Raw genomic sequence first — 15,397 nt, forward strand, 5'->3', positions numbered from 1 at the left:
CTGAGGAAAAACCGCAGGAAAACGCCTGAAATCAGGCTTAATCTTATATAGACTGACCGCTGGGTGTAGACCGAACCTCCTCTGGAGTCCGGGATGAAATATGCTGAAGTTAGTGTCAACTCGCCGGTGGCCCGGCGCCGGACTTTCAGCTACGCTATCCCCGGGGCGCTGGAGGTGCGCGCCGGACAGGCAGTGCTGGTGCCTTTCGGGGAAAAGGTGCTCCAGGGCATCGTCCTGGAAATCACCCCCGTGCCGGCGGTGGAGGACACCCGGGAAATCCTTGGTGTCATCGACCCTTCCCCCGTTTTATCCCCCGCCCGTATTTCCCTGGCCCGCTGGATAAGCGAATATTATCTCTCACCTCTATTCGATGCCGTCGCGCTGATGCTGCCGCCCGGCTTCGAGCGTAACGCCGTCGCTTTTCTCAGCCGCGCACTATCTGATATTGATATCGATACTCTTGAGGAAGAGCAGAAAAAGCTTTTCGCTCTCGTTCCGGTGCAGGGCAGGGTGGCCTTAAAAAAAATCGAGCAGTCCCTGGGCAAGAAAAAAGCCGGGGCGGCCGTTACCCGTTTGGTCCGGCAGGGACTTTTAACGCGGAGCTATGAGCTGGCGCCGGTAAGGGTCAGACCTAAAAGCGAACCTTACATAAAGCTGCTCCAACAGGATATTACAGGACTCAAGCTAACCCCCCGACAATCCGTGCTTTTGGCCTATTTAAAAGAACAATCGCGCCCGGTGTCCTGGGCAGAAGCCCGGCAAAAGACCGGTGTAAATAAAGCTGTCGCTGACGCGCTGGCCAAACGCGGGCTGGTTGCCTTGGAGACGGTGGAAGTGCGGCGGGAGCCTATTTCTTACGATGGTATCAATCTTTCCTACCCCCTCACCCTTACCCCGGACCAGCAAGCGGCCTTTGACGCGGTAAAACAGGAGTTGGGCAAAGAGACCTCTTCCCCTAAAGTCTTTCTGTTGCGCGGTGTGACCGCCAGCGGCAAGACGGAAATCTATCTGCGCCTGTTGGCGGAAGCCATAGGGCAGGGGAAAAGGGGCATCGTGCTGGTGCCGGAGATTGCCCTCACCCCGCAGACCATCGAGCGCTTTGCCTCGCGTTTTCCGGGTCGGGTGGGGGTGCTGCACAGCCGCCTTACGCTGGGGGAGCAGTATGATGAATGGCGCCGCATTAAAAACGGCGAGTACGATGTCGTTATCGGGTCGCGCAGCGCCATCTTCGCCCCGCAGTCGGACCTCGGTCTCATTGTCATCGATGAAGAACACGAATGGACTTACAAACAGGACGCCTCGCCCCATTACCACGCCCGGGACGCGGCGGTAAAGCTGGCGGAGCTGACCGGGGCGGTGGTGGTCCTGGGCAGCGCCACGCCGGACGTGGAGACGTATTACAAGGCGCAGACGGGACAATATCACCTGCTGGAGCTTAAAGAGCGCGTGGTACCGGTGGCGGCCATGCCGCAGGTAGAGGTGGTGGACATGCGGGAGGAGCTTAAAGCGGGCAATCGCAGCCTGTTCAGCCGGGCGCTGGCGCGGTCTATCAACCTGGCGGTCAATGCCCGGGAGCAGGTCATACTGTTTCTCAACCGGCGCGGCGGGGAATACTATATCCAGTGCCGGCGCTGCGGCTACGTGCTGCACTGCCGCCGCTGTGATATCCCCCTTTCTCACCACATCAAGGAAGATATTCTTACCTGCCACCAGTGCAACTACCGTATGCCCGTGCCGTCGGTCTGCCCTGAATGCGGCAATAAACAGCTCAAGTTTTTAGGCGCCGGTACGCAGAAACTGGAGCAGGAAGTCAAATACACCTTTCCGCGCGCCCGGCACCTGCGCTGGGATAGCGATACCGCCGCCGGCCGCACCGCCAATGAAGATATTTTAAAGAAGTTCCGCGGCAAAGAGGTGGATATCCTTATCGGCACGCAGATGGTGGCCAAGGGTCTGGACATACCGTCCGTGACTTTGGTGGGCGTGATCAGCGCGGATACCAGCCTCAACCTGCCGGACTTCCGCGCCGGTGAAAGGACTTTCCAGCTTTTAAGCCAGGTGGCGGGCCGGGCCGGGCGGGGCCTTACCGCCGGTCGGGTCATTATCCAGACCTTTTCCCCGGAAAACTACGCCGTGCAGGCCGCCTCTGCCCATGATTACCCCGCTTTTTACGGTAAAGAGATTGCCTACCGGCGGCAGCTTAACAATCCCCCGTTCACTCAGCTGTCCCGGCTGGTCTTTACCCATACCAACGATGCCGTCTGCCGCCGCGAGGCGGAAAAAATGCAGCAAACGCTTATTGAGGAGGGGCGGGCCAGGGGGATAGGGGGCATCGGCATTATCGGGCCGGCGCCGGCTTTCATTCACCGCCTGCGCGGCCGGTTCCGCTGGCAGCTGATTTTGCGCGGCCGGGACCTTTCCGCTTTCCTCTCGCCCCTGGATTTGCCCCGCGGCTGGACGGTGGATATTGACCCGGTGGGCCTGATTCAGTAAACTTATAGAAGCGTACCCGGTTATTGAGGAGATGCCATGGCGGTTTTACCTATCAGGACGGTGCCCGACCCCATTTTAAGGCGAAAGACTAAGAGGGTCACTACCATAGATAAGTCCATCAAAAAGCTGATCGAAGATATGCAGGAGACGCTGCACGCGGATGCCGGGCGGGCCGGGCTGGCGGCGCCGCAGGTGGGCGTTTCCCTGCGGATAACGGTCATCGGTCTGCCGGAAGAAGAAGACATCATCCTCATCAACGGGGATATCGTGCGGCGCAAGGGAAGGCGGCTGATATACGAGGGGTGCTTGAGTATCCCGGGCTACATGGGACAGGTGTACCGGGCGGAGTCCGTGACCGCCAAGGGGCTTGACCTCAGGGGCAAGGAAATCCGCATCAAGGGGGAAGGGCTTTTAGCCCAGGCACTGGAGCATGAAATAGACCATCTCGACGGCGTGCTATATATCGACCGCATGGAAGACCCGGGGGCTATCCAGAAGGTGGAGCCGGAAGAGCCGGGGAGTGAGCCGGAAGCGGGGGAGGACTCTAAGACTGCGGCACTGTGATGTTCCGGACGATGTGGTTGTAGCGGCTGGTGGCTGTTGCCTCCATCAGGTCTCCCGGTGGTTGTCCCGGGTGAAAATAGAACAGCTCGTCGAGCCGGCATTCCGGGAAAGCCCTCTTGGCTCCCACCATGAATTTTTCATTGATGCCCCGTTTGCCCTCGCGGACACGGTAAACCTGGCTGACCGATAGCCCCATCGCCCGGGCCAGGTGGGAAAGGTTCCGGTATTTGCCGGTTGCCAATTCAAAGACTCTTGTCTTAATTATCATAGCTGATAAATCCGGTATATGTGCCAATTGGCGATATTATAAGAAATATATGCACAAATGTCAAGTTTGCCGGAAAAGAAAGGTTCGGCATATTTGACAGGATGCGTGGTAACCGCCTAGAATAGCCCTATCGGTATTTATTCGTTTTTTTGTGTGATATACTATATCCCGCGCAAAAGATATGTCTGAAAATTGGACCCATAAACCCGGCGATAAAATCTTCCGCCCCCGGCGCATCAAGAAGTTCCATCTGAAAAGAGTACTGGGGATTCCCGCGGTATTCAGCGCCGGTTACGGTAATGTCGGCTCTTCCATCTATTACGCGTTGGGTATTGTGGCTTTGGTGGCCGGGGGCGCCACTCCCGTGGCGCTGGGCATCGCCGGTATTCTCTTTATCTTCACCGCCCTGACCTACGCTGAGGGCACCGCGGCCATTCCGGAAGCCGGCGGTTCGGCCAGCTTTGCCCGGCATGCCTTCGGGGATATGGCCGGGTTTATCGCCGGCTGGGCGCTGATGCTGAGCTATATCGTTACCATTTCCATCTCCGCTTACACTATCCCGCCGTACCTGGGGTATTTCTGGGAGCCTTTAAAATCATCCCCGGTGGTCGGCACCTTCGCCTCCATGGGCATCGTATTTTTCCTCATGCTGCTGAATGTGGTCGGCATTAAAGAAACATCCATTATCAATATAGGCGCCACTTTTCTGGACATCCTGACCCAGCTCTCCCTGGTGGTTATCGGTTTTATTACCCTGTTCAATCCCACCGTGATCTGGCACCGTATCATTGATAACTGGCCTACTTCCAGTAATCTGGTGCTGGGTATTGCGCTGGCTACCATAGCCTATACCGGCATTGAAACTATGTCTCAGATGGCGGAAGAGACCAAGAAACCGGAAAAAAGCGTCCCCCGGGCGCTGGTAATGATGATTGTAGCGGTGCTGGTGATTTTCGCCGGTATTTCTTTGATTTCGCTCTCCGCCATGCCGGTGGAAGAGCTGGCCACGGATTGGGCCAGGGACCCGGTAGCCGGCATAGCCTACTATATCCCCATAGAAATCATCCGGGTCATCCTTAAGCCCCTGATTGCGGTGCTGGCCGGCACGATATTGTTTATCGCCACCAACGCCGGCCTTATCGGCATATCCCGGCTGGCCTTTTCCCAGAGCACCCACGGCCTCGTCCCCCCCATACTGAGCCGCATTCACAACCGGTTTAAGACTCCCTACATCTCTATCATCTTTTTCAGTCTTATAGCCATCGTCCTCTTGCTGCCCGGGTTTTTCGGGACGGACGTATTCGCCAATATGGGTTCCCTGTATGCCATCGGCTCGCTGCTGGCGTTCATGCTCGCCCACGCCTCCATCGTCGGGCTCCGCATCAGGAAGCCGGACTTAACGCGTCCTTTCAGGCTCAGGGGCAACATTAACATAAAAGGCCGTGACATTCCCGTCACTGCCCTGATAGGTTTCTTCACTACGGCATTTATCTGGGTCATTCTGATGATAACCCAGGAGTACAGTCGCTGGGTCGGCAGTATCTGGATGATATTGGGGCTGATTATCTACCTGTTCCTGAAACTGGCGCGCCATAAAGAAAAAAATGAATGGGAAGTTAAGCCTAAAAAAAAGTAAGGGGTATTGTAGATTTTCCCTAGTAGGATTATAATAGCGACGGTTAAATCATTAATATTTTAGCAGGTATTTGTGTTTAAGAAGATACTGGTGCCGGTGAACGGCGGTAACGCGGACGCGGAAGCCATCAGGCTGGCCTGCCGGTTGGCTAAAAAGGACAAGGGCCAGGTTCTGGTGGTATCGGTGGTGACGATAAAGCGCGCTTTGCCCCTGGACGCGGAAATAGATTCCGAGATAAAAAAAGCCGAGGTAATACTCAATAACGTGGAAAACATAGCCGGGGAAGAGGACTACGAGGCGGAAACGGACGTCCTCCAGGCCAGGGATGTGGGCCCGGCTATCGTGGACGAGGCCGTGGAGTGGGGCGCCAGCCTGATACTGATGGGGGTCGCTTACAAACAGCGCTTCGGGCAGTTCAGCCTGGGCAGCGTCATCCCCTATATATTGAAAAATTCTCCCTGCCCCGTTATACTCTATCAACAGTAAGGTTTCTTCAGAGTAAAGTCAGGATTTTTATGAATATATTGATTATGGGCTGCGGGCGGGTAGGGGCCAGGCTGGCGTCTTTGCTGGACGGGGACGGCCATAAAGTGACTATCCTGGATAATGATACCTACAGTTTCCGCCGGCTGCCGCCTTCTTTCAGCGGCACCGCTCTCTTCGGCAACGGCACGGACGAAGAGGCTCTCAAGAAAGCCGGCATTGAGGATGCGGACCTTTTCGTGGCTTTGACCCAGGGCGATAACCGCAATGTCATGGCCTGCCAGATTGCCAAGCACATCTTCAAAGTGCCCCGCGTGGTCTGCCGCATTTACGACCCCCTCCGCGAGGAGATGTACAGCGCGCTCGGGCTGGAGACCATCAGCCCCACCAAGATTTTCGCCCAGCTCTTGAGAGAGAAGATAGAAGGCTAAGGGTATGTATATAATCGTTATCGGCGGCGGACGTTTGGGGTACTACCTCCTTAAGGAATTGCTCAAGGAAGGGCATGAGGTGCTCGTCCTGGAAAAGGATTCCCGCGTCTGCAAGACCATTACCGATGAGTTGGGCAGCGTCTGCTTCCGCGGCGATGGCTGTGAAGCGGCCACCCTCGCCGAGGTTGGCACCGGCCGGGCGGATATGTTTATCGCCGTTACCGGCGATGACGAGGATAACCTGGTGGCCTGCCAGGTGGCCAAGCATAAGCACAATGTTCCCCGCACCATCGCCCGCCTCCGCAATCCCCGCAACGCCATTCTTTTTAAGAAACTGGGGGTGGACGTGACCGTAAGCTCCACCGACCTTATTATAGAGGCTATCGAGCGGGAAGTGCCGACGCACCCCGTGACCCAGCTCTTGACCCTGGAAGAAAAGGGGCTGGTTATCGTTGACGTGAAAATCACCCCGGAGTCCTCCACCGTAGGCAAGACCGTCAAAGACTTGAAATTACCCCGGGAGAGCAAGCTGGCCCTCATTATCCCCAACGAAGGCAGCGCCCATGTCCCCGCCTCCCATACCGTCCTTCATCCCGGCGACCAGATTATCGCCGTGACCCCGCCGGAAACCAAGGAAGCTTTAAAGGCCGCTTTAAGCGGCAAGTAATCCTCCCGCTCTTCCCCCGGGATACCGTCCCCGGTATCTCCCTGGCCTGCTTTTCACCCGTTTCCCGGAAAAATAGTCCTGTAAGTCAAGGTATAGCTTGATTCGCCAATTGGCAAAGGATTAGCTATGTTATGGGTTATCGGTCAAGAAGCGGGAAAACACCCGTGAAGTCGGTCGGCCTCTTTAACGGCTGGGCTGTGGCGGCTTTGCTGCTGGTTATCGTGATAATTGCCGGCGGCGCGGTCATCTGGTCGCAGACCCATGACAGCCGCGGCGTTGCCCTCACGCTGGCTCCGGCGCCGGCAACGGTCGGTAATATCTACGTGGGCGGTGAGGTCAACAACCCCGGCTGGTATCCTCTGTTCAGCGGCGATGGCATTAACGGCGTTATCCAAGCGGCCGGCGGCGTTAAAGAAGGGGCGGACATTAGCCGGGTGGAGCTGACGGTGGGCGGCGCGGCGGCAGAAAATACTCCTCAGAAAATCGATATCAACCGGGCGGAAGCCTGGCTGTTGCAGGCTCTGCCGGGCGTGGGCGAGGTCAAGGCGCAGGCTATCGTTGCCTACCGCGAGCAAAACGGACTTTTCCATGATATCGCCGAGCTGAAACGGGTGCCCGGCTTCGGCGAAGGTATTTTTAACGACATCAAAGACCTGATTACCGTGAATTAGATATTTCAGGGGGCGGGGCTTTTGTTGCTCATATATCTTAGCTGCGTTTGGGTAGTCGGCATCTTCGTCGGCTATAAGATTGACCTGCCGCCTTGGTTCTGTCTCCTCGCGCTGTTGCCCCTCCCCTGGCTTTTTGTGGCCCGGCCATACCGCAAGCAGCTAATCCTCGTCAGCCTGGGTATTTTTCTTTTTGTCATGGCGGCGGTCTATGCCTATGGCAGCCTCTACAGCGTGGATGAAAGCAAGCTCCGTTTCTATAATGACCTCGGCCCGGCGGAAATAAAAGGAACGGTGGCCGCCGACCCCGATGTACGTGACCGCAGCACGCGGCTGACGCTTTCCGTCGACGCAATATTTGTCGATGGCGCCTGGCGGGAGGTGGATGGCAAAGCTTTGGTGGTGGTCCCGCGCTACCCGGAATATGCCTACGGTGACGTTTTACATCTGGCCGGAGAACTGGAAACTCCTTCCCCCATCGGCGACTTTGATTACCGGGGCTATCTGGCACACCAGGGCATTTACACCACCCTGTATTACCCCCATGTTGACGTATTGGGGGAGGACCAGGGGTTTACGCCGCTGGCCTGGATTTATGCTTTGCGCGGTCGTCTGGCGGACACGCTGGCGGAGGTGCTGCCGGAGCCTCAGGCGGCACTGGCGCAGGGTATTCTGCTGGGCCTGCGCGGCAACATTCCCGCTGATTTGAACCAGGACTTCGTCCGCAGCGGCATGTCCCACCTCCTGGCTATCTCCGGTTTCAACGTCAGTATCATGGCGGGGATAATGCTGGGGGTGGGTTTATGGCTCTTCGGTCGGAAACGCTATCTCTATATCTGGTTGGCGTTGGTGGCGGTCTGGTTTTATACCGTCATCACCGGCTTTAATCCCCCGGTCGTGCGCGCCGCCGTCATGGCCAGTCTGTTCCTTATCGCCGAGGCCCTGGGACGGCAGCGCAGCGCGGCGGCGGCTTTAACGCTGGCGGCGGCCGTGATGGTTGGTATCAACCCCTATATATTAGGCGATGCTTCTTTCCAGCTTAGCTTCATGGCCATGGCCGGTCTTATTTTTATCTACCCGGTGCTCCGGGACTTCGGGCGGGGTATCGTGACCTCCAGACTTGGCGACGATGGTTTTTTTGTCTCTTTAGCTGACATGATGGTTGATACCATGAGCGCCGCGCTGGCCGCCATCATCGCCGTCTGGCCGCTTATCGCCTATTACTTCGGGCTGTTTTCCCTGACCGGCCCTTTAGCCACCTTCCTTGCCACGCCGCTGCTGACCGTTATTATCGCCATAGGTTCACTGGCGGCGCTGTCGGGGCTGGTATCGCTGCCGGTGGCCCAAATCATCGGCTGGCTGGCCTGGCCGTTTCTTTCGTTGATGATACTGGTGGCCGGAGGACTGGGCTCGCCTTCGCTGGCCTCGGTTCAGGTGGACTGGATAAATCCTGCTTTTATCACCGGCTATTACCTCGCTCTGGCGGCGGCGGTCCTGCTGCACGCTAAAAGAAAACGACTCCGCAGTCTGGTAGCCGGGACGGCCGGCTTTATGCAAGGGAGCGTTGGTCTCTCCCCAGGGCTTTCGCGGGGCATCAGGTGGCTGATGGTTGCGCTGCTGTTGCTGGCGGCGCTGGTATCTTACACGGCCGCCACCCTGCCCGGTAAAGACCTGCGCGTCAGCTTTCTGGACGTGGGCCAGGGGGATGCTATTCTTATCCGGCAGGGCAACCGCCAGATTCTTATCGATGGCGGCCCCAGCCCGCAGGCTATTACTTTGGAGCTGAGCCGCTGCCTGCCTTTCTGGGACAGGACTATTGACGTGGTGGTGCTGACGCATGCCCACCAGGACCACCTCGCCGGGCTGGTGGAAGTGATGCGGCGCTATGGCGTCAGGCAGCTTATCTATCCGGATTTCGATTACCCCTCCCCCCAGCTTGACGCCATGCTGGCGCTGGCCGGGGAAAAAGAGGTGGCCTGCACCGTCGCCCGCGCCGGACTGCAAATTGAATTGGGCGATGGCGTCGTTATTGAAGTCCTGAGCCCCGGCGGGGAGTTTATCACCGGCACCGCCTCCGATGTCGATAACAACGCGGCAGTGCTCCTGCTCCGGGACGGCGATATTACTTTCCTGTTCACCGCCGACATTTTGAGTGACACCGAGTTGGAGTTAATCTATGAGCGCGCCGGCCTTTCCGGGACGGTCTTGAAGGTGGCCCACCACGGCTCAGATTCATCGACCACCCCGCAATTCCTGGCGGTGGTGGACCCGCGGGCGGCGGTAATATCGGTCGGGGCGGACAATACCTACGGCCTCCCGGACGACTCCGTAATCGCTCTGTTGGGGGAAAAGGTGGGGGCGGATAACGTTTACCGCACGGATGAAGACGGCACCATTACTTTCACCACGGACGGGAAGAGGCTTTGGGTGGAGGTGGGGGACTGACAATCGGTTAGTCCTCTCTCCCCTGGTGGGAGAGAGCTGGAGTGAGGGGGAATTCTTAGTTTCGCATCCAACTCGGGACTCTAACACAAAAGCAAAGACTAATCTTTCCTCACCACCATGCAAATATTCCGGGAAAACCACTTTACCGGGAATTTGTACCTGCTTTCCGGGAACGACTTTACCAATGTAAACTCCGCCCCCCGCGCCAGCCTCTCCAACTCGCCATAGGTGAACAGGTGATAGTAGCGGTTAAGCACTTTATCCCCGCTTTTCCAGGGCACGGTAATGTCCTTGCCCTTGAGCCGGAAGCGCGGCTGCCCCTTGTTCCAGACGGTGATAAAAGCCTCCCCCCCCGGCTTAAGCACCCGCCGCAGTTCCTGCATGGCCTGCATCCTTCCCGTTTTATCTTCTATGTGGTGCAGGGACGCTACCGCGATGGCGTAGTCGAAGAATCCGTCGCTAAAAGGCAGGCTGCGGGCGTCCGCCTGCGTCAGGTTCACGGTGAATTTGTACTTTTCCGCGTATTTACGGGCCAGCTCCAGCATTTTAGCGGCAATATCCACCCCGTAAAGCTCGAAGCTCCCGGCAAAGGGCGGGAAGTCCGGCCCGTGCGCGCAGCCCACGTTAAGCAGTCTGCCGCCCCCCCACCGCCCCGCCAGTTCCTTCAGCTCGGCGGGGAAAATGGTGCGGTGCCGGAAGTTATACCACCCCGGCGCTATCTCGTCGAACACATTTTGGGCCACTGTTTAGCTTCCGTTTTCCTTTCCTCGCGTGGGGTGTTAGCCTTTCGTCTTCTGATACATCGTCCCCCTTTCTAAAAGGGGGAGCAGAGGAGGATTTAGCACATGCTCCATATTCCTCTTTCCTTGTGCTTTCTTGATACGTCAATGTGTTTGTTGCCCCCCACCCCATCTGCTAAACTTAGAGAGGTATTATAATAGTATGGCTAAAACGAGGAAATTTACAAGGACTATCTCCGGCGTCACCCCCCTGGCGGTAATGACCGCCCCGGCGGGCTGTCCCGGCCGCTGCCTTTATTGTCCCACCTATCCGGACGCCCCCCAGAGCTATACCCCCGCCTCCCCCGCCGTGCTGCGGGCCAAAGCCTCGGACTTTGATGCCGGGCGGCAGGTCAGGGTGCGCCTTAACATGTTCGCGGACATGGGGCATCCCACGGACAAAATCGAGCTTATTATCATGGGTGGCACTTTCCTGGCGCAGCCGGTGGACTACCAGTACCGCTTTGTTAAAGACTGCTATGACGCCATGAACGGTGTGGAGGCCGTTTCCCTGGAGGACGCCAAGCGCCTTAACGAGACCGCCCGCCACCGCTGTACCGGCCTGTGCATCGAAACGCGGCCGGACTGGTGCGGCGATGCTGAGATAAAGCGTATGCTGGAGTTCGGCGCCACCCGCGTGGAGCTGGGCGTGCAGACCCTGGACGACGCTATCTTTAAGCTGGTGCGGCGGGGACACGGCGTAGACGCGGTAATCGACGCCACCAAGCGACTCCGCGAGAGCGGCTTTAAAGTCTATTATCACTGGATGCCCGGTTTGCCCGGCGCTTCGCCGGAAAAGGATTTAGAGATGTCCCGCCGACTTTTTGCCGACGCCGGGTTCCGCCCGGACGGCCTCAAACTTTACCCCACCATGGTGGTGCAGGGCACGGAGCTGGAGCAGTGGTACCGGGACGGCCGCTATACGCCTTATGATGGCGAGACTATGGTCAACCTGATTATTGACATAAAGAAAGTGGTGCCGCCGTATGTCCGCATTTCCCGCGTTCTCCGGGATATCCCGTCTAAATTCATCGTCGCCGGTCTCAAGGACTCGCTGCGGGACATCGTCAAAGAGCGGATGAAGCATGACGGTATTGCCTGCCGCTGTATCCGCTGCCGGGAGTACGGCCACCGGGCGCAGGCGGGCTGGACGATAGGGGAGCCGCATCTTGCCCGGCTGGACTATGACGCCGCCGGCGGTAAAGAGATATCCCTCTCTTTTGAGGACGATAATGAGACGCTCTTCGGTTTGCTGCGGTTGAGAATTCAGCATGGCAATCAGGCCATAATAAGGGAGCTGCACGTCTTCGGGCCGGAGGTGCCTTTAAATGAAAAATCCGACGGCGCGGCGCAGCACAAAGGGTTGGGCAGGGCGCTTTTGCGGGAGGCGGAACGTATCGCTCTTGATGAGTTTGCCGCCCGGCAAATCGCGGTATTGAGCGGCACCGGCGCTAAAGAGTACTACCGGGAGTCCGGCTATAGCTCGCGGGGCGACTATATGGTCAAGGACTTGTCCCCGACCCCTTAATACCGCCCCAGCTCTTCCAGCCGCTCGTCGTCTATGCCGAAGTGATGCGCGATTTCGTGCCGGACCACCCGTTCTATTTCTTTCACTATCTGGGCGTCATTGCGGCACATCGCCTCGATGGATTTCTGGAAAATGGTGATTTTGTCCGGCATGGTGAAGCTGTAGCCGGAAGTCCGGCCGGTCAGCGGCACCCCTTCGTACAGGCCCAGCAGCGTGTTGCCCCTCCGTCTGTCCGTTTTGCTCAGCTGGGTGCGCGTCGGCTCGTCCGCCACCACTATGTCGATGTTCTCCAGCCTGTCCTGGAACTCTTCGGGCAGTTTTTCTATGGCCGCCGCCACCAGTTGTTCAAATCTTTCGGCTTCCATTTTCCTTCTTCACCGCTTCCAGTCGTTTCAGGTCGAATATCATGCCGTCCCGCGCGGCTGTGACCTTTACTCCGGTCTTTTCCGTGAGGTCGGCGGCTATCTTCCGGGGGTTGGCCTGCCAGACTTGCAGCCCGTAGTGGCTCAATATGGCCGCCTTCGGCTTTATTTCGGTTAGTAGCCGGGCTACCTCCGGTATAGCCAGGTGGGCGATTGGCGGGTACGGCTCGGTAAACACCATGTTGATAATCAGCAGATCTGCTTTATAGTGTTCTGTCAGCCCCTGGAAGTAGCCTGTATCGGCGATGTAGGCGAAATTGCATTCGTCCGTCCGGAATACCATGCCGTAGGTCTCCACCGAATGTATGTGCCGCACCGGCGTGGTGAAGGAAAAATTGCCCACGGTATAGGTCTTGCCCTCTTCCAGGACGGTAATGCCGTCGATAAACTTTTTAAGATAGGAAAAAATGACCGGCTCCTCGCCTAAAGCGTCCGCCGGGGCGAACAGCCGCCCGCGCCGCCGGAAGCCGCCGTTGGTCATGGCTTCTATTATCACGTTGGTGTCCGCCGAGTGGTCCAGGTGGCGGTGGGACAAAATCACGGCGTCCAGCTTTTCCGGGTTCAGCTTTCTCTTGGCGCACTGGACGATGCTGCCCGGCCCGGGGTCGATGATGGCCTCCGTGCCGTTAAGGTTAAGCCACAGCCCGCCGGAGGCCGCCAGCTGCTTGCTCACCATGAAGCGTGCGCCGGCTGTCCCCAGGAAGGTAATGGTATTGGGCGGGGCGGGGTTTTCTTTTATCATGGGTGGGTTTCCGTCTTAATGATAAAAGATACCGTGTATTTTTACAATCGTGCCAAAACGGGGAGTGTGCTTTGACAACGGTATTCACTCACGTTTATACTGGTTAGCGTATGGATATAGGCCTTTAGGCCGGTATATTTGCTATATCGTATGATACACGTGTGAAAGACGGAAATTTGGTATAATTAAAGGAAGCGAAAATGGAAAAAGAAAAGCAGCCCCGCAGTGTCGGCCACATGGATGTGCTGCTCGGTCACAGCGCGGATGCTATTCTGGCCACCAACGCCGAGGGAATTATCCAATTCGCTAACAAAGAAGCCTGCGAGCTGACCGGGCTGACCCTGAACGAGCTCATCGGCGTGAGCATCGTGGATGTTTACGAGAACATCGAGGCGGCGCGCGAGGCCAACCGCAAAATTTACCAGGCCGGCGGCACGATACATGATATGGCCACCAGGACCAAGACTAAGTCCGGCCAGGTTATCCCGGTGCGTGTTTCCGCCTCACACCTTTATGATAGCGGCGGTAAGTACATCGGTGGGGTAGGCTATTTCGCCAGGTACCAGCCCTCGGGCGCGGCGGACGACCAGATGAAAGCCCGCATCGAGCAGCTGGAATCCAGGCTGGAAAACTGGAAAAATCTGGCGGTTAACTTCGGCAAAATCAGCAAGGAGGCAATCAGTTCATGGATAAAGTCTTACCCGGCCTTGAAGAAGCGATAGCTGATATTAAAGATGGCGCCGTGATCGCCATCCCGGGCTTTTTCGCCTGCGGTGTGCCCCGGGCTTTGCTTCAGGCCATTATCAAAAAAGGCGTTAAAGACCTCACTCTTACCTGCGGCTGCGGCCCCATGCTCGGCGCCGCCCAGGAATTAAAAGAGCTGACGCTCAACGGTCAGTTGAAAAAAGTTATCGATTCTTATGGCCTGTTCCGCTCCGCCAGCAAGGGAATGCAGGACCCGTTCGAACAGGCGGTCAGGGCCGGCAAAATTGAGCTGGAAATCTATCCTATGGGCACGATGGCGGAAAAGTACCGTGCCGCTGGCGCCGGTATCCCGGCTTTCTATACCCCCACCGGCGTAGGCTCGGTAATGGAAAACGTGGTCAATGAGATTGAAGCCAAGAGAGTCCCCAAAGAGACCAAGATTATCAACGGCAAAAAATACATTTTGGAATATGCCCTCCAGCCGGATTTCGCGTTCATTCACGCCAAGTTCGGCGACCGCGAAGGTAATCTGCGCTATGCCAAGACTGCCCGCAATTTCAACCATGTCATGGCTACCGCCGCCAAGGTGACCATCGCGGAAGTGGAAAACCTGCTCGAGCCCGGTGAATTAGATGGCGATGATGTGCATACCCCCGGTGTGTATGTAAAACGGATTGTCAGAGTACCGCGCCCCAAGTTCGCCATTACTATAGATTAATTACAAGGGAGTTTGATTCAGAATGTCTCCAAAAGTAAAATTTGAAGGTCTTCCCCGTGAAATGATTGCCCTGCGTGTCAGCCGTGAGGTACAGGATGGCATGTATGTTAACCTGGGCATCGGTATTCCCACCCTCATCAGCAACTGGATTGAAGGTAAAGATGTTTATCTCCAGGCTGAGGTCGGGATGCTTAAGACCGGTGCGCTGGCGGATGGTGACCAGGTAGACCAGGACCTCATTAACGCCAGCTGCCAGGCGGTTACCGCCCTGCCGGGTACTTCCTATTTTGACATCGCCGAATCGTTCGGGATGATACGCGGCGGCCACATCGATATCGCCGTCATGGGCGCTTTACAGATCAACGCCCGCGGCGATTATGCCGGCTGGTCCAACCCGTCCCGCGGCCTGTTCGTCGGTAATGTCGGCGGCTCGATGGACCTCTGCGCCGGCGCCAGGAAGCTGTTTATCGCCATGGAGCACGTGACCCGGGAAGGCGATTATAAAATCGTTAAAGAGCTTTCCTATCCCGCCACCGCCATGGGCCGCGTAAGCATGCTCTTCACCGACCTCGCGGTTATCGAGATAACCCCTAAAGGAATGGTGCTGAAAGAGGTGCTGTCCGGCCTGACCGCTAAAGACATTCAGCAGGTCACCGAGCCGGAGCTGATTATCAGCCCGGACCTCAAGGAAATAGAGCTTTAAACTTTCGAGACATAGCGTCGTAAATTAAGGGAAGCCTGAAATGAACTGCACCCCTAAAGTTGGACAGTATGATATGCTGGAAATAACTTTAGGGGTGTATTTTTATGCCAAAAGGGAAACCGTATACCGGGAAGTTTAAACAAAC

At 56.9% G+C, this 15,397-nt stretch carries 16 protein-coding genes; 12 read left to right on the forward strand and 4 right to left on the reverse strand.

Going from position 1 to position 15,397, the window contains the following annotated elements; all coding sequences use genetic code 11:
• The first annotated feature begins 93 nt into the window (after positions 1–93).
• A complete protein-coding gene (gene priA / locus WC370_06755; protein MFA5309167.1) occupies positions 94–2,493 on the forward strand; it encodes a primosomal protein N' in 2,400 nt (799 codons plus the stop codon).
• A gap of 36 nt (positions 2,494–2,529) precedes the next feature.
• Complete coding sequence (def, locus tag WC370_06760; GenBank protein ID MFA5309168.1) at positions 2,530–3,057, forward strand: peptide deformylase; 528 nt, start codon at positions 2,530–2,532, stop codon at positions 3,055–3,057.
• On the opposite strand, the gene WC370_06765 is transcribed toward def, so the two are convergent.
• A complete protein-coding gene (locus WC370_06765) occupies positions 3,038–3,298 on the reverse strand; it encodes a hypothetical protein (GenBank protein ID MFA5309169.1) in 261 nt (86 codons plus the stop codon). The genes def and WC370_06765 overlap by 20 nt on opposite strands.
• 208 nt (positions 3,299–3,506) lie before the next feature.
• Here WC370_06765 and WC370_06770 point away from each other — a divergent pair, with 208 nt between their 5' ends.
• The 6 genes from WC370_06770 to WC370_06795 all read left to right on the forward strand — a co-directional run bounded on the left by WC370_06770 (position 3,507) and on the right by WC370_06795 (position 9,655).
• On the forward strand, positions 3,507–4,961 hold the full coding sequence (locus tag WC370_06770) for an APC family permease (GenBank protein ID MFA5309170.1): 1,455 nt from the start codon (positions 3,507–3,509) through the stop codon (positions 4,959–4,961).
• Positions 4,962–5,033: 72 nt separating this feature from the next.
• Positions 5,034–5,447: a universal stress protein gene (locus WC370_06775; protein MFA5309171.1), complete on the forward strand. Its 414-nt coding sequence runs from the start codon at positions 5,034–5,036 to the stop codon at positions 5,445–5,447.
• A 29-nt stretch (positions 5,448–5,476) separates the two neighbouring features.
• The gene (locus WC370_06780; GenBank protein ID MFA5309172.1) at positions 5,477–5,875 is read left to right on the forward strand and encodes a TrkA family potassium uptake protein; all 399 of its coding nucleotides are present in this window, start codon (positions 5,477–5,479) and stop codon (positions 5,873–5,875) included.
• A gap of 4 nt (positions 5,876–5,879) precedes the next feature.
• Positions 5,880–6,542, forward strand: coding sequence for a TrkA family potassium uptake protein (locus WC370_06785; GenBank protein ID MFA5309173.1), 663 nt, complete (start codon positions 5,880–5,882; stop codon positions 6,540–6,542).
• 164 nt (positions 6,543–6,706) lie between these two features.
• On the forward strand, positions 6,707–7,213 hold the full coding sequence (locus WC370_06790; protein ID MFA5309174.1) for a ComEA family DNA-binding protein: 507 nt from the start codon (positions 6,707–6,709) through the stop codon (positions 7,211–7,213).
• A gap of 24 nt (positions 7,214–7,237) precedes the next feature.
• Entirely contained in the window at positions 7,238–9,655 is a 2,418-nt protein-coding gene (locus WC370_06795) for a DNA internalization-related competence protein ComEC/Rec2 (GenBank protein ID MFA5309175.1), read from the forward strand.
• A 98-nt stretch (positions 9,656–9,753) separates the two neighbouring features.
• Here WC370_06795 and WC370_06800 read toward each other — a convergent pair whose 3' ends face one another.
• On the reverse strand, positions 9,754–10,398 hold the full coding sequence (locus WC370_06800; protein MFA5309176.1) for a class I SAM-dependent methyltransferase: 645 nt from the start codon (positions 10,396–10,398) through the stop codon (positions 9,754–9,756).
• Positions 10,399–10,597: 199 nt separating this feature from the next.
• On the opposite strand from WC370_06800, the gene WC370_06805 reads away from it, so the two are divergent.
• Positions 10,598–11,962, forward strand: coding sequence for a tRNA uridine(34) 5-carboxymethylaminomethyl modification radical SAM/GNAT enzyme Elp3 (locus WC370_06805; protein ID MFA5309177.1), 1,365 nt, complete (start codon positions 10,598–10,600; stop codon positions 11,960–11,962).
• Here the strand turns inward: WC370_06805 and WC370_06810 are convergent.
• A complete protein-coding gene (locus WC370_06810) occupies positions 11,959–12,327 on the reverse strand; it encodes a metallopeptidase family protein (GenBank protein MFA5309178.1) in 369 nt (122 codons plus the stop codon). The genes WC370_06805 and WC370_06810 overlap by 4 nt on opposite strands.
• Positions 12,308–13,126, reverse strand: coding sequence for an MBL fold metallo-hydrolase (locus tag WC370_06815; GenBank protein MFA5309179.1), 819 nt, complete (start codon positions 13,124–13,126; stop codon positions 12,308–12,310). Before WC370_06815 ends, WC370_06810 begins: the two co-directional genes overlap by 20 nt.
• Before the next feature lie 200 nt (positions 13,127–13,326).
• Between WC370_06815 and WC370_06820 the strand changes: the two genes are divergently transcribed.
• From WC370_06820 to WC370_06830, 3 genes are read left to right on the forward strand one after another with little or no spacing between them, the layout of a single operon-like run.
• Positions 13,327–13,848 (forward strand): PAS domain-containing protein, encoded by a 522-nt coding sequence (locus WC370_06820; protein ID MFA5309180.1) that lies wholly within the window; start codon positions 13,327–13,329, stop codon positions 13,846–13,848.
• Positions 13,812–14,549, forward strand: a complete 738-nt coding sequence (locus tag WC370_06825) for a CoA transferase subunit A (protein ID MFA5309181.1) — start codon at positions 13,812–13,814, stop codon at positions 14,547–14,549. The genes WC370_06820 and WC370_06825 overlap by 37 nt, the downstream gene beginning before the upstream one ends.
• A 22-nt stretch (positions 14,550–14,571) precedes the next feature.
• Positions 14,572–15,252, forward strand: coding sequence for a CoA-transferase (locus tag WC370_06830; protein MFA5309182.1), 681 nt, complete (start codon positions 14,572–14,574; stop codon positions 15,250–15,252).
• Positions 15,253–15,397 lie beyond the last annotated feature (145 nt).

The sequence above is a fragment of the Dehalococcoidales bacterium genome (assembly GCA_041652735.1).
Lineage (GTDB): Bacteria > Chloroflexota > Dehalococcoidia > Dehalococcoidales > RBG-16-60-22 > RBG-13-51-18.

Coding starts and splice junctions, on each gene's coding strand:
- WC370_06825 (MFA5309181.1), top strand. CDS start 13,812: ATGGATAAAGTCTTACCCGGCCTTGAAGAAGCGATAGCTGATATTAAA.
- WC370_06820 (MFA5309180.1), top strand. CDS start 13,327: ATGGAAAAAGAAAAGCAGCCCCGCAGTGTCGGCCACATGGATGTGCTG.
- WC370_06810 (MFA5309178.1), bottom strand. CDS start 12,327: ATGGAAGCCGAAAGATTTGAACAACTGGTGGCGGCGGCCATAGAAAAA.
- priA (MFA5309167.1), top strand. CDS start 94: ATGAAATATGCTGAAGTTAGTGTCAACTCGCCGGTGGCCCGGCGCCGG.
- WC370_06805 (MFA5309177.1), top strand. CDS start 10,598: ATGGCTAAAACGAGGAAATTTACAAGGACTATCTCCGGCGTCACCCCC.
- WC370_06815 (MFA5309179.1), bottom strand. CDS start 13,126: ATGATAAAAGAAAACCCCGCCCCGCCCAATACCATTACCTTCCTGGGG.
- WC370_06830 (MFA5309182.1), top strand. CDS start 14,572: ATGTCTCCAAAAGTAAAATTTGAAGGTCTTCCCCGTGAAATGATTGCC.
- def (MFA5309168.1), top strand. CDS start 2,530: ATGGCGGTTTTACCTATCAGGACGGTGCCCGACCCCATTTTAAGGCGA.
- WC370_06780 (MFA5309172.1), top strand. CDS start 5,477: ATGAATATATTGATTATGGGCTGCGGGCGGGTAGGGGCCAGGCTGGCG.
- WC370_06785 (MFA5309173.1), top strand. CDS start 5,880: ATGTATATAATCGTTATCGGCGGCGGACGTTTGGGGTACTACCTCCTT.
- WC370_06770 (MFA5309170.1), top strand. CDS start 3,507: ATGTCTGAAAATTGGACCCATAAACCCGGCGATAAAATCTTCCGCCCC.